The following is a 566-nucleotide window of genomic DNA, read 5'->3' as shown; positions in this document are numbered from 1 at the left end:
CTTTTTATTTAACGGTTTATTTAACATGCCTCCGTAATTGCCGCATAATTATGCGCCAAAGCGATCGCGTTTAATACTCAGTCGCGTGAATGCTAGCAATAATCAAACCGAGAGCTATCGATGTCCGGCTATCTGATTCCTTCAGCTAATCTTGAAACTGAATTGATCGTCAAGAAAAGTCGTTTTAGCACCTTTGTGTTTCATACAAAGAACCGCGCTGAAGCCATGATCCATTTGCAAACCTTGCGGGAACGTTACACAGATGCACGCCATCATTGCTGGGCCTATTTACTTGGTGACCCGAAAGCACCTACGTCCGTCGCGATGTCTGATGATGGAGAGCCCAGTGGAACCGCAGGAAAGCCGATGCTAAACGTTATGCAGCATAAAGATGTGGGGGATATATTCATTGTTGTCGTCCGTTATTTTGGCGGCATTAAACTTGGCGCTGGAGGCTTGGTTCGCGCTTACTCTACTGCCGTGCAGTCCGCCTATGATGAAATGCAGTGCCAACAGGTAATCTCCCTCGAGCCCTTACGACTTAGCTGTGCATTTGATGAGGAACA

1 protein-coding gene is annotated in these 566 nt (G+C 46.8%); it reads left to right on the top strand.

Annotation, left to right across the window (positions count from 1 at the left end):
* Positions 1 to 120: 120 nt before the first annotated feature.
* The coding region (locus A3751_RS02060) for a YigZ family protein (RefSeq protein WP_068451546.1) at positions 121 to 566 on the top strand (446 nt) is incomplete at its 3' end.

Source organism: Oleiphilus sp. HI0080, from assembly GCF_001635135.1.
Note: the sequence above shows the minus strand (reverse complement) of the source record. Positions and strands in the feature narration are given on the sequence as shown.